The following is a 13,131-nucleotide window of genomic DNA, read 5'->3' as shown; positions in this document are numbered from 1 at the left end:
GGACAACAAAACATTATGCATTCTTTATTAACTCATATATTCTATCGTAAGCCTTTTTATAGGCATTATCACCCCAATCAAACTCAATATCGACGACATTTACATCCAAAGCCTTCAAAAGTTCCTTTTTCCCTGGATCAAAGGAGTCGTCTTGAATGGCATAATAGTATATCTCATTTTGACATTCTGTAGAATTATGCCTTCTTTTTCTCTTCCTTGTTGTTAGGACATTCCACAAATCAATTTCTTCATTAGCCATAGCCAAACCAAGAATATGAACTTCTGTATTAAACAACAAATCAATCCAACTTTTTTGACTATCGGCCGTTTGTTTATTTAAATAATCATCTATTCGCACAACATTCTGACAATAATCCGACAAGCCTAAAATTACATTGTCTGGATTTCCAACATCTCCATGAATATTCCAAAAGGTTTTGCAACCATCCTCTTTTTCTATACTTATACGCCTATAGCGTAGATCACCTTCAGAGGATTCTTTTAGTTTCACTGAAAATTTTTGTGGCAAAAACAATTCATAATTGGTAGTAACATAATTATCGGCATTTAGTTCAACCAATTTATCATAAAAATATGAGGGCTCTTGTCCTTTTAACTTTTCACACAATGAAGCCTTTAAATTCAATTCCGTATTTTCAACAAAACCTATAGCATTACCTTCATCATCCACCAAAATGGAGTTTTCTTCGTCCACTAAAACTCCTTCAGTATTTTCTTCTTGCGGAAGAATAATGTACTCATATTTCAGAGTATTGCTTTGAATAGGCGGTAATAAAGATTTCTTGGATATATCTTGCAATAATTTATTCCATGACGGACCGCCACCAAGAAGGTTTACTCCATTGCCATATAAAATTGTCTTTTCCATTATATTATCCACCCTCTCCCATTAGCCAATCTTCCGTTTCAAATCCTTCTGCTATTTTGCTTATCGGCGAGTTATTGCAACAAAGATTAATTTCCTCAGTTGAGAGTCCAAGCATATCCAAAATACAGCAAGTCAAGAGAATTTTACTTTTTTCGGTCAACCAATATAGGTCTTCGCCAGCTACAGCCTGACTTGGTTCGTCATCTGGGAAAAGGTGCGAATATTTATGACGAGAATCTTTTAAAACGACAGGATCAATACGGCATTTTTTAATAACATCAATATTTTTAAATTGATCCAAAAGTTTCTCAATTTGTTTTTCGTATCGTTTGATACGTTCATTAATATTCTTACCAACAAATCTTTTGAAATAGCCATCTAACGCTTGTGCAACAATTAAAAAATCAGGCGCTCCGAAATATCTATTCTTTTTCAATGAAGTAATGAGATAACCACTGATAGGGGATAAGCTCTCAAAATTTTTATGCCATGTTTGAAGCATCGATGGAATTTTATCATATAGCTCATCAAATCCTATTAATTTTGTTTTTTTCGGATTCACAGACGCATCTTGTTCAAACAAAAACGCTAGTATTCTCTTTGTTTTCTTTTCAACGAAATAAACTGCTGAAGGTTCTTGTTCGCAATACAAAGCAACAGACAAAAATTGAGAGAACTCTCTTATATATTTCAAGCTTTCATCTATTGAAAGGCCTTTTAAAGATTCTATCACCAATTCTGTTTTTCTTGAAATGGTTAAGTCATATTGCGACTCTTGTTTTTCAACTCTATTTCGTAGCAACCACTTAACGCTATCATCCATTGGAACATCTACAAGGATATGATTATGTGGAGCATTGCAATAAAAAGCCCAATCCCTCAAATAAGGATATTGCACATAGCAAGAATCAAAACATATTTCCGTTAGATTCGAAACATGGCCGCCTATTAAAATAAAATCTACGGAAAATAGCGTGTTGGTAAAATCCCACTGATTCTGCTCTTTTATTTTTACGCAAAATAAGGTGTAAATTGTACCATTTGCATCTTGGCCCCACATAACTTCATTTTCATGATAAATAGTTGATGGTAAATCGCTCGGAATATGGTATAGTTCTAGAATTGATTCGCTATTCCCATTATAGGTCAATGTTCCCGTAAATTTTTTCCCTGGTCCCATATAAGTCGTATAAGATTCATTCTTTTGAACGACTTTTGCTGGCACCCACCATTCTCCATGAAATACCCGAGGAGCACTCATCATACCACCTTCACCTTTCCGGTGACGACATCATTGATGATGATTTGTTTTCGTTCTTGAAGAAGGGCGATTTGCTTGTTTGCACTTTCAATGGCCAAATTAATTGGGCTTATATTATTTTTCACATACTTAACAATCTCAAGTTGTTCCGTTCTTGATGGAACAGGTATAGTTACTGATCCAACTTTTTCTTTGGTAAAATGAGGGATTGTAGCCTTGTTGCAAACATATTCAACATATCCTTTTTCATTTATTGACTGCAAAAAGAAACATACATATTCATTGATAATTTTTTCATTGCAACGAACAATCATTATAGAATTTTGGATACATATTCCTGTTTTTTCATAATTATATATAGCGCAGCCACCAGCCCCTGCACCACCTTCAACAATAAGCATATCTCCTTTTTTAACTTCATACATTTCTTTCTCAGATTTAGAAAAATTCATCTTTTTTAAATCTGAAATATCAATGTTTCCGTAATGAACATCTTTCGCACAAATATATTCTGTTTCATTATTCTGTAGATTCGACAACATTTTCCCTAGAATTATTTTTGCATATTTTTTTAATTGAATAGTTTCCCAATGTTCGGGAATTTGGCCGATCCAATCGATGCCGCTGTTTTTCATTTTGGCTTTGGGGTCAAGGCCTTTGGTGACGGCATCGTTAATGATGATTTGTTTGCGTTCGTTCAGCAAGTCAATCATTTTCTGCTGCTGGGCAATCGCTTCATCAATCTTTGATGTAACGGAATCTAGATAAGAAACTATTGCATCTTGTTCTTTACGAGGAGGAAGAAGTGAAAGGACCTGACCAAAATCATCAGTGTACATTCTCCAACGAGACGGAATTACTCCCGAAGAACGCCTTGCAAATTCAGCCAAATAAAGGGGCGTTTTGTACAAAAAGTGCAAAAATCTCGGATTTGAAGAATCACATAATTTGTATATGCAATATGCGGGACTTACAATACCTTCATATTTTGATACACCTAAGCCCCCCATCCACGCAAGCATAATGTTTATAACAAGATCATTTTTATTAACAATCTTATATCCTTTTAAAGATTCACTTCGTGAATCTGATTTAGTAGGAGTAACGCCATCATATTGTGACACCGAAAGTAATTTTTCACGTCCACTATCAGAAACGGCAAAAGATTCTTTCCATAAATATTTTGATTTAACAACTTCCCAATGACTTGGAATCTCCCCAAGCCATTTGACGCCACTATCCTTATACTTACTGTATTTCTGCATAGCCACTACACCTACTTAAAAAGAGACCTGATGAATCCTTGACTCTGCTTGTCCAATTCAAGGATGTCCTTTTCGTTCTCTTTGAGGGAACGCAATGGCGTCGGTTTATAGAAATACTTGTTGAAAGAGATTTCGCAGCCAATCTTTGTCGGGGGCAGGTTAATCCATGCATCATCCACATAGGGGCGAACTTCTCGCATAAAATAACCGTATATGTCGTCCTTCACAGGAATTTTCTCGGTATCGCGCAATTCGCTGTCCGTTTCGTATTCCACAAAGCCCTTTTTGCCGACCGGCATATAGCCATAATCGGCAAGTTTTGAATCTTCGACTCCATACAAGTCCTTAAGGGCTTCGATATCTTTACTATTCGCCTTGTGTTCCTTCTTGATGACCGGGGCCGCCTTCGGGTCGCTTTCGGACATCGTGCGGGCAATCGCGTTAAGCACGTTAGCCTTCACGTCAAGTTTCAATTCCTTGGCTGCATCAGCAACCGCATCAAAGAACTTGTTGAAATCCGTATAGACGTCCGTGCCTATTTCCTTCATCAACTTTTTGGCGGCATCCATCATCGCCTTGCGTTCTTCCCACTTTTTCGAAGACACAAGGTTTGCGATTTTCTTGTCCGTCATCTTGATTTCGTTTTCGGCAAGGTATTCCTTGATGGCCGGGATTTCCGATTCCAAACCTTCAAAAACCCGTTTGCCGTAGGTCTGGTACAGCCATTTCGACATTTCCAATTCGCCTTTATCGTAAAGCATTTCGTCTATCTTGATTTGGCTGAATTGGCTACGAAGTCTCAGGGGGCGTTCTATTGTCACGTTGTAATAACGGAAATCGTCGCCATCGAAAATCTTTGAGACAACCTTGGAATCGTCGGAATCCGTTTCTTCAAAGTTCTTATACACTTTCAGAATAAGGTCACGATATTTGGGTGTAATCGTGCAATTTCGTGAACCGAGATTCTTGCGGAGTTTTTCAAATGCTTGCGATGCATCGATAAGCTGAATTTTTCCCTTGCGCTTATTCGACTTTTTATTCGTCAAAATCCACACATAGGTAGAAATACCCGTATTATAGAAAATGTTGTTCGGCAACTGAATTATGCAATCAACCAAATCGTTCTCTATGAGGTAGCGTCGAATGTTACTTTCGCCACTGCCCGCATCGCCCGTAAAGAGCGCAGAGCCGTTATGAATTGAGGCAATGCGACTTCCCTGCGGCTGGAATTCGAGAGGCTTCATCTTGTCAATTTCTTCCAAGATAAAGAGCAACTGACCATCCGATGTTCTGGGGGTGCAATCCAACTTCTCTTGCACCCCGGTAAAGTTCGAAAGCGACAGTTCAAATCTATGGTCAAGCAATTCCTTTTCGTGATAAATCTTCTTCTTGTCTTCTTTCCAGGATTTTCCGTAGGGCGGATTGGCAAGCATGTAGCCAAAGGATTTGCCCGCAAAGTTGTCTTCGGTAATCGTGTTGCCGTGGCAAATGCCGCTCGGGTCCACGCCTTTGATAATCAAGTCCGACTTGCAAATCGCATAGGTTTCCGCACTGGTCTCGGTTCCTGCAAACTGGATTGCAGCGTCCTTTACGCCGATGCTATGGAGATATTCTCGGCATTCCGTCAGCATGCCGCCCGAACCGCAAGCAGGGTCAAAAAGGCTGATGATTTTGGGCAGGTTGGATTTTACCGGTTCAAAAACAAGGTGTGCCAGGAGCGAAATTGCATCACGGGGAGTAAAGTGTTCCCCCGCTTCTTCGTTATTCTCTTCGTTGAACTTGCGGAGAAGTTCTTCGAAAACTGTACCCATGCCGACATTGGTCAATGCAGGCAAAGTAAGGCCGTCGGGATCCGTTGTTTCCTTGTCAGTCAAGTTGATTCGGGCATCGGTTATGCGCTCAATGATGGAGAGCAATCTGTCGTTGTCGGCCAGTTTCCGCGCCTTGCTGTAATATTCAAAATTCTTGAGCACATCGCGAACGTTGTCGCTGTAGCCGTTCAAGTATTCGACAAAGTTATCGTAAAGGATATCGTTGTTATCGCTAGCCTGGGACTTAAGGCGATTTAGCGTCCACTTGCTAGTGTTAAAGTAAGAAAGACCGGTAATGTCTTTCAGCACGCCTTCATCCAGGTTTTCAAGGCCAGTGTCCTTGATTTCTTGCTCGACTTCGTCCTTGGTCGGTTCCAGAAGAGCATCCAAACGACGGAGAATGACCATCGGTAAAATCACATCACGATACTGTCCACGCAAAAAGATATCACGAAGCACGTCATCGGCAATATTCCAGATTAAAGACACCATCTGGCTATGAGAATTGTCCATAAAAAATCCTTTGTTTTTCTATTGAAATATAGACTTACTTTCCATACATATCAAAAATTTTTGTTCCTTTGTATTCCCAGTGTATGGAACCCTGATAGGAACCCGACGGAGTAAGCTCTCCTCTACGTTCTTTTATTTCACGAGTCAGCGGAGAAAGCCTCCAAAGTTTGCCTTCGAAAGAGACTTCTTTGTCATTCACAACCTTTGCGACAATAGATTTATCATCTATATAATTAATTGTTTCGCCAATAATACCCAAGGTTTCGAAAGACTGCGTATGAGATTTCACTCGTCTTGTTTGGACATTCAGAGAATTGAACATATTGTTTGGAATCGGCAAAACTTCTTTTATCAAGAAATCAACAATCCAAGCCGTCCTGCGTTCAATAGTTTCCTTGTTCCATACGTCCTTATCCGTAATTTCTCTTTGCGAAATCTGCAAAGCCGAATTGTTGATATAAATTTCCTTCTTCTTTGAGAATTCTTCGTTGCCAAGTTCCTGATTGTAGTATATAAGAGTCAAGTTGCCGATAGAATGCAGATATTCGTTATGTACAGACTCGTAATCATCGCCCAGCATCTTTTTCCATTCTTCATTCAATGTCTGAGGCATAATGTGTTCAACTTGTAGATTCTTGTCGGACAAATCAGGAAACACCTTGGTAATTTTTTCTTCCATCAAGGCGAACAGGAATTTGAGTTGCTTGAATCCGTAAAAGTCACGATTAATATTTTTCTTCAGCTCGGCATCATTAGGCATTCTCATTGCAACATCTAAGCCAGCAATAAATCTGTAAAAGGCTGTTTTTTTATCTGCGCTACTGATAATTTGTGGAATCTGACTATTCCATAAAGGCATAGCCTTGTTTTCCGCAGAGCCTAATTTTATCAAGCGGTGCCGCAGAACATATATTTCAAGGGCATCTAAAATGTCTATTGTATCGGCATTATTGAGTTCACCAGTACTCCATTTTTTTAGAATTCCAAGGATGAAGGAATACGATGTAGAGGCCCCGATTGTTCGGATATCCTTTAGTTTTCGATCTATTTTAGGGTCAGACGTTGTTTGTCCAAGAGTTATGCAAGCGTAAAGAGACGAATACTCCATAAGGCTTTTCAACAACTCTTCTGAGTTTCTGCCCACAAATAGTTCCTTGAACTTAGCATAAAGTTCCTTATAATTGGCTTCTACAGCCTTGGGATAGGGTTTCGCAAACTCGCATTGCATATAATCCCGAATAAAAGCCGACACCAAATCAGGCAAGGCCTTTTCAATATGCAACCAATAATTATGGTACAATTTGTCCTGCTTATTTGCACTCAGTCCCAAAAGCAGATAATTACGAATCAAGTCCGCTAAAGAAAGCGGTTTTCCCAGGGAATTCATTGATTCAAAAATTTCCTGCGGATTTTCCCATTTGTTCTTGTCTGGTTCTAGTTGAATCGTAACGATGCTGAATTTAGCGAGACCTTTTTCTATCAGGTCTTTTAATTCTAAATCCTTTCTATCAATAATTTTGCGTAGTTCATCGCAGAAAAATTTGTAGTTGTGGTAAACAGCCGCAGTTTTATCTTCATTGGTAAGAGGCGTTCCAAGAACAATCTTTTTGTAGGATTCCCAGTCCGTCTCGACTTGTTTCAGTTTGATTTTATATTCACCTTCTCCTACAGCATTGTTGTTCTTTAAATACTTCTGATCAACAAAAGCCTTGAGAGATTCGTCAGCAATGATATCGCGTAATGCAATGAGAAAGAGCATCGTTGTAGTAATACGCTGCTGACCATCAATCAAAATCAGTTTGTCAGGTTGACCAAAAACATGCTCAGATTGAAAATACGTAACCGTTCCAAAGAAATGTTCTGTTATTTGGCCACCCAAATTTGACTTGGCTGTTTTTATGATATCTTCCAAAAAAACAAAGCACTGCTCATTATCCCATTCGTAGTTCCGTTGGTAAGGAGGAATGTAGAACGTGACATCGTTATTGGAAAGCATTCCAAGAAGGTCTTGTTTAGTTGGAGTCATAAAATAGGTTCCTTTTTCAAGCGAAATATACCCTTTTTTGAAGATAAAAGACGGCAATCTCAAGGTTTTCGAGGCAAATCTCGTTTATTTTTGCAGTCGGGGCGTTGCGGGGTGTCCCCGCTAGAAGGGGTAGCGGCCCTTCGGCAAGCTCAGGGACCTTGGGACCCGTGGTTGGCGGAGGAAAGCGAGGGGGAAACCTCCCCCTTCAAAAAAATCGCGCGGGCCTATTGACAAACTGGATTTTTGAATTTATATTTAGTGCACAAGTGTATAGTCTTTGGCATTTTTTACGCTTGTATGCCAGAGGAGTTGACGATGAAGAAAGATGTTGCGGCCAGTGCGGCCGGGGCCGAGATTTATTTAGCAATCCCCCACATTGCCCTATTGACAATTTGTAGTCGATTGGCTACATTATAGGAGGGCGAATGCTTCAAATTAAGAAAACGGAATATTTTTCCATGTGGCACGCCAATCTCAAGGATGCGCGCGCCCGTGCGAAAATAAACCTCAGAATTGAACAGGTTAAACTAGGTAACTTTGGAGATTTCAAATTTGTTGTCGACGGAATATACGAGATGCGCATTCACTATGGGCCTGGATACCGCATCTACTACACGAAAAAAGACGACATTGTTGTGCTGCTGCTAGCGGGCGGCGACAAATCGACGCAACAAAAGGATATCGACAAGGCAAAGGAGTTGAACAATGAAAAAAAGTGATGCAGAAGTTTCTGATCTGGATGTTGCCGATCTTCTTAAAACAGAAGAAGACGTAAAACTCTTTTTGGAAGAAGCACTTGCCGAAAACGACCCCGTCCTCTGGCAACATGCTATTGGAGATGCAGCCCGGTCAGTCGGAATGAAAAAAATCGCCGAGTCTGCGGGCCTGAATCGCGAAAGCTTGTACAAGGCGCTAAGGGAAGACGCGCATCCGAGATTCGACACCATCATGCGTGTGCTGAACGCCATGGGTTTAAAACTCTGCATAACCCCCTGTGCAGTCGCCGAGAAAAAGGCCGTGTACAAAGTTTAACTCCCAGCACCAGAAAAGGTGGTATTATGGATCGCGGATATACACCATCCGCGGGGTAAAGGTCATGCTCGATGCCGATTTGGTGGAAATCTACGTTTACGCATCCGGTTGTTGGCCGTCGTGCGCTTTCCATGCGCATTCCGTCACCTGCATATCCGTAAATCGAGCCGTGAAGCTGGAATTTTCCGGGCTGCATGCATATATGCCAAACCGAATTTTTCCGGCTCCTTCGAGCATGTGGCAAATCCGCATTTGAGAAAACTGCACCCCGTCTCGAGAACATTCTATGCAGTAGTCATCTTCGCGCCTGCTGAGCCTATACCACATGGATTTTACGTCTGCAGGAATCGCAGTCGTCGCCCAGTCTGAATACCCGCGGTTTGTCACGACAGAACCCAGGTGCTGAAATTTTTCATTCTCATATTCGACCGACGCCTTGAGCCAATTTTCCGAATCCAGATACAGCGCCACCCCGCACTGGTCGAAGCGACGATGACTTTCGGAAAAATCGGTTTTGACGACAAAGGAAAAGAACTTTTCTTCTGTTTCCATCTGCAGAACCGGAGCGTTATCGTTTCTGAAATGATAGTAGGTCCTTTGCCAAAGGTCCGTATGCGGGGCGGTCACAATTTCGACGCATTCCTGATTGATGCTGTAGTTCCGGGGTTCCCTGACCCATTTCATTTTAGAAATATCAAACATTTCTGTAGCCTTTGAATTGACGCGCTTTGTTGCTATAATCTATAAAAACAGCTAGAGATTGCCAAGCCATCTCGCCCAGCGCCAAGACATTCTATATTTATCAAAAAATGGATCCCCTCCCTGACGGTCGAGGATGACTACAAACAAACCTGCAACGAGTTTATTATGGAAGAGACTTTCAAGACCAGAGGCGTTTGCGCGACAACAATCCAGTTCACGCGCGACGGAGACAAAATCAGAAATATCCGCTTTACGGGCGGATGCAACGGCAATCTGAAGGCAATCGCGAAGCTCTGCGAAGGCATGAGCGCCGAAGACATCGCAGCAAAACTCCTGGGCAACACTTGCGGCGGGAAGCCGACTTCGTGCGCCGACCAGCTCGCCCGCGCCGTCCTCGGGAAAGATGCGTAATATCTTAATTATACGGGCAGTCCGTTTACTTTATTTGACAACAATCTGTCTTGTTTCGGCAAAACCCTGGCCATAAATTCTAAGGAGGAGTGTTCCGCGCGGCAGGTGGCCGAGGTTGATTGTAGTCAAAGCGCCTACATCGAGGGTTTCGAGCAGGTGGCCCATCATGTCGAATATCTGCAACTTCGCACTGGGCACACGTGCAAGAGTGACGCTCAATTCGTTGTTCGCGAAGATTACGTCACATATGTTTCGAACAACAGAAATTGCGGTCGTGTGTTCGCTTGAAGAACTTTCGGCAGCTTCACTACTACTAGACTCCGCGGCGCTGCTGCTTGATGCTACAGAAGACGAACTTGGGGAAACTTCGCTGCTGCTAGAGACAGAGCTAGAAGAATAGTCGGGATTTGCCGAAATGTTGACGGAGGCTTTAGCTTCGGCGTTATTGTCGTTGCCTTGTGCGGTTACGGTTATGGTCAGCACATGGTCACCAACATCTTGAGGAACGGTTCCCGTGATAATGACGAGATCCTTTTCTTTATCCTGATTGACTTCGAAGCCTTCGAGAATCCCATCAACGGTCGCGTTCTGCATGTGGGCATACCTGAACACGATCGGTTTAATCGCGTTGCCTGCAACGACATCTTGCGTTTCGTTTTCGATAGCGACTAATGTCGTTGTGAACTTTTTGTGTTTGACAGAAATTGTGCCGTTAAAGACGATGGAATCTTTTTCCGTAATGTAGGCTGCTAGTCTATAATTAAAATCGCCATCGGGATGGTCCTGGCCCGTGGCACCCGAAATTGTAATTATAGCAGATTCGTCGTCTATTTTTGCCGAAATTCCCTCAGGCACGCCAGAAAGACTTGCTTTAAACAATTCTGTATAACCGAATACAATGGGCTCAATCTCATCGCTTGCGGTAACTGTTTGGTCAAGGCTTCCGCTGACATGCTCCACTTGTTCATTTAACGGAGTGACGTTTATACCGGTTGTGATTTGCAGGTATTCATGGGCATAATTCCCAGCTGCGGTAAATGACATTTCGTATTCGTCCCCGGGGGTGTTAGCCGGAATGCGACCGGATATGGTGCACTCGGCTTTACTGCTTGGCAGTGTGCCGCAATCCAGTTTCAGTCCCAGCGTCTTGACCGTTGTATTTACCGGGTAATTGATATAAAAATCATAAGCTCGATTGAGTTCCGTAATTTCGTAAACGACAGGTTCGATGAAGTCTCCCGCTTTTACTGTTTGCACCGACTTTCCGCTGATGAGCCTATGGCTTATGTGAGTATTGAATTGGGCTATGGCGGTTTGCGTCATAGCCAATAGGGCAATTATGGAAACAATAATCTTATGCATAATCAGGCTTACTTCTCCCCTTTTTGCACACAATATAGTTATTTTGCACGGAACAGAAACTTAATTACCCGACCAAATAATACCCACCATTCTTCCGGGCTCCCCTAAATTCAATCTTACCCGATTCGGTCAAAGCTTGTAAATGGCGCTGCGTTGTTCGCAGGGACAGGTTGAGCATCGAGGCCAGTGCAGGCGTGTTAATCCCTGGGTTCGCGCGGATTTCGGATAGGATTCGTTCGGAGAGGTTTTCACCTGTTTCGCGGTGGCGTACGGCACCTTTTTTCGGTTTCAGATTATTCCGCAGCAGTCGCAACAGGTCCGTCTGCGTCGCAACTACGCAATCGGCGATAAAGCCCACAAAAACCTTGTCATCGATGTGCGCCGCCTCCAGGGCCGACACGTATTCCATGCGCCTAATGGCAGGAATCAGCGCAATGGTGTACTCGCCGCGAAGCAGCGCAAGGTTCATCAGCAATCGCGCCACGCGTCCGTTACCATCGACAAAGGGATGAATGAACACGAATTTTTTGTGAACTTGCGCGGCGAACTCCACGGGATTCATCCTGGATTCGTTCTTGTTGAACCACGCGACGAACTTCTTCATCTCGGCTCGAATTTTCAAGTGCGGCGTAACGGGGTAACGGCTCCCGCTAATTACGACGGGCACCTTGCGATAAATACCGGCCTTGTCTGCATCTATCTGCTGGTAAAACAGCCGATGCAACATCAGTATGTCCGATTCTTCGAGAGTCTTGTTTTTGGCGAGTTTGTGAATATGATCGTACGCCTTGGCATGTCCAACGGCTTCGTACACGTCACGCAGAGGTTTCCCGTTGATGGTGAGCCCATCCTCGATGACGACCTTGGTCTCGGTTTCGGTGAGGCTGTTGCCTTCGAGGGCGTTACTCGTGTAAGTGAGTCCCACGCGGTAGAATTCCCGCAGGGACTTGAGCGTATCCTTGGGAATCGGGCGGAACGACAGAAGTTCCTTATTGTTATCGGCAGCAATTTTCAAATACGGTGAAATCATCGAAAAATCTCGATTTATACACCTAATATATAATTTTATACCGCCATAATCAACAGTTTAAACCGCCATACAGCAATTTATACCGCCATTTTTAGCAAAATTTGCAGATTTACACCGCCAAAATGAATTTTTAGAGACTCTTCCGTTTCTTGAATACGACGATTTCGGCATCGGCGCCATTCTTGCCGTATTCGCTCACGAGAATGTAGCGTTCGTCGCAGGCGATTCCAAAGCAGCGGCCTTCGGCGTTTTGCTTTTCGACCTGGTTGCCCCAGTAGCTTGCGTTATCGTCCAATAGCTTGACGCTGTTGCCGTTAATCTTGTATTCCAGATTGATGAACGAGCCCTGCAGCACAAAGAGGTTGTCGATTTTCGGCATGTCCTTGATACCGAGAGCATTGACTTCTTCAATGAACTTTTGCTTCATGGGCGATGTGGCATGCGGCAGTTGATCTGCCGGGAGGCGCCAGCGCTTGAGTGTCGGGAAGTACTTGCGCAGTTCTACCTTGTACTCTTCGCGGGTAAGGCTCTTGCCTGTATTCTTGTTGAATTCATCGACGAACTGCGAGCAGAATTCGACCATCTGTTCCATGTTGAAGTCGCCGGTGAAAGCGCCGTCTTTGTAGCAGTAGATGCAGTATTCTTCGTTCTTGCTGCCGTCGGCGTTGGTGCCGAGGATTTCTGGCGTTAGCGGCATTCCGCAGCTTTGACAGAATTTCATTTCCATAAGTTCTCCTTTATTCGCTTACTTGCACAAATGTATACTATTTGAGAGGCAATGTAGCACTTTATTGTTGTGGATAAGTCGCCCGATAAGGAATGGCGAACT

The 13,131-nt window shown here is 42.9% G+C and carries 12 protein-coding genes; 3 read left to right on the top strand and 9 right to left on the bottom strand.

Translation table 11 applies throughout. The features are described 5' to 3' along the window. Positions 1–13: 13 nt before the first annotated feature. The 5 genes from B7988_RS12270 to B7988_RS12250 are packed head-to-tail and all read right to left on the bottom strand — an operon-like array spanning position 14 to position 7,822. Positions 14–889 carry an SIR2 family protein gene (locus B7988_RS12270; protein WP_141225666.1) on the bottom strand — a complete coding sequence of 292 codons (876 nt, stop codon included), beginning with the start codon at positions 887–889 and terminating at the stop codon, positions 14–16. A 4-nt stretch (positions 890–893) separates the two neighbouring features. Beyond that, on the bottom strand, positions 894–2,153 hold the full coding sequence (locus B7988_RS12265; RefSeq protein WP_088658142.1) for a HEPN domain-containing protein: 1,260 nt from the start codon (positions 2,151–2,153) through the stop codon (positions 894–896). Beyond that, entirely contained in the window at positions 2,150–3,415 is a 1,266-nt protein-coding gene (locus B7988_RS12260; RefSeq protein ID WP_088658141.1) for a restriction endonuclease subunit S, read from the bottom strand. Before B7988_RS12260 ends, B7988_RS12265 begins: the two co-directional genes overlap by 4 nt. Before the next feature lie 11 nt (positions 3,416–3,426). Continuing rightward, positions 3,427–5,739 carry a class I SAM-dependent DNA methyltransferase gene (locus tag B7988_RS12255; RefSeq protein ID WP_088658140.1) on the bottom strand — a complete coding sequence of 771 codons (2,313 nt, stop codon included), beginning with the start codon at positions 5,737–5,739 and terminating at the stop codon, positions 3,427–3,429. 34 nt (positions 5,740–5,773) lie between these two features. Then, entirely contained in the window at positions 5,774–7,822 is a 2,049-nt protein-coding gene (locus B7988_RS12250) for a DUF262 domain-containing protein (protein ID WP_088658139.1), read from the bottom strand. Positions 7,823–8,190: 368 nt separating this feature from the next. Here B7988_RS12250 and B7988_RS12245 point away from each other — a divergent pair, with 368 nt between their 5' ends. Together B7988_RS12245 and B7988_RS12240 are read left to right on the top strand one after the other, a co-directional pair. Further along, positions 8,191–8,484 carry a type II toxin-antitoxin system RelE/ParE family toxin gene (locus B7988_RS12245; RefSeq protein ID WP_088658138.1) on the top strand — a complete coding sequence of 98 codons (294 nt, stop codon included), beginning with the start codon at positions 8,191–8,193 and terminating at the stop codon, positions 8,482–8,484. Beyond that, the gene (locus B7988_RS12240; RefSeq protein WP_088658137.1) at positions 8,471–8,797 is read left to right on the top strand and encodes an addiction module antidote protein; all 327 of its coding nucleotides are present in this window, start codon (positions 8,471–8,473) and stop codon (positions 8,795–8,797) included. The genes B7988_RS12245 and B7988_RS12240 overlap by 14 nt, the downstream gene beginning before the upstream one ends. A gap of 96 nt (positions 8,798–8,893) precedes the next feature. Here B7988_RS12240 and B7988_RS12235 read toward each other — a convergent pair whose 3' ends face one another. Further along, positions 8,894–9,481, bottom strand: coding sequence for a DUF1349 domain-containing protein (locus tag B7988_RS12235; protein WP_249268992.1), 588 nt, complete (start codon positions 9,479–9,481; stop codon positions 8,894–8,896). Positions 9,482–9,664: 183 nt separating this feature from the next. On the opposite strand from B7988_RS12235, the gene B7988_RS12230 reads away from it, so the two are divergent. Further along, complete coding sequence (locus B7988_RS12230; RefSeq protein WP_088658135.1) at positions 9,665–9,910, top strand: TIGR03905 family TSCPD domain-containing protein; 246 nt, start codon at positions 9,665–9,667, stop codon at positions 9,908–9,910. A gap of 30 nt (positions 9,911–9,940) precedes the next feature. Here B7988_RS12230 and B7988_RS12225 read toward each other — a convergent pair whose 3' ends face one another. The 3 genes from B7988_RS12225 to B7988_RS12215 form a co-directional block, all read right to left on the bottom strand. Then, positions 9,941–11,272 carry a T9SS type A sorting domain-containing protein gene (locus B7988_RS12225; protein ID WP_088658134.1) on the bottom strand — a complete coding sequence of 444 codons (1,332 nt, stop codon included), beginning with the start codon at positions 11,270–11,272 and terminating at the stop codon, positions 9,941–9,943. A 64-nt stretch (positions 11,273–11,336) separates the two neighbouring features. Then, positions 11,337–12,302 carry a Fic family protein gene (locus B7988_RS12220; protein ID WP_170930653.1) on the bottom strand — a complete coding sequence of 322 codons (966 nt, stop codon included), beginning with the start codon at positions 12,300–12,302 and terminating at the stop codon, positions 11,337–11,339. A 130-nt stretch (positions 12,303–12,432) separates the two neighbouring features. Continuing rightward, positions 12,433–13,029 (bottom strand): zinc ribbon domain-containing protein, encoded by a 597-nt coding sequence (locus tag B7988_RS12215; protein ID WP_088658133.1) that lies wholly within the window; start codon positions 13,027–13,029, stop codon positions 12,433–12,435. Between the last annotated feature and the right edge of the window lie 102 nt (positions 13,030–13,131).

Origin of the sequence: Fibrobacter sp. UWB1, from assembly GCF_002210325.1 — a bacterium.
Lineage (GTDB): Bacteria > Fibrobacterota > Fibrobacteria > Fibrobacterales > Fibrobacteraceae > Fibrobacter.
The sequence above is the reverse complement of the archived record's forward strand: the minus strand, read 5'-3'. Positions and strand labels throughout refer to the sequence as shown.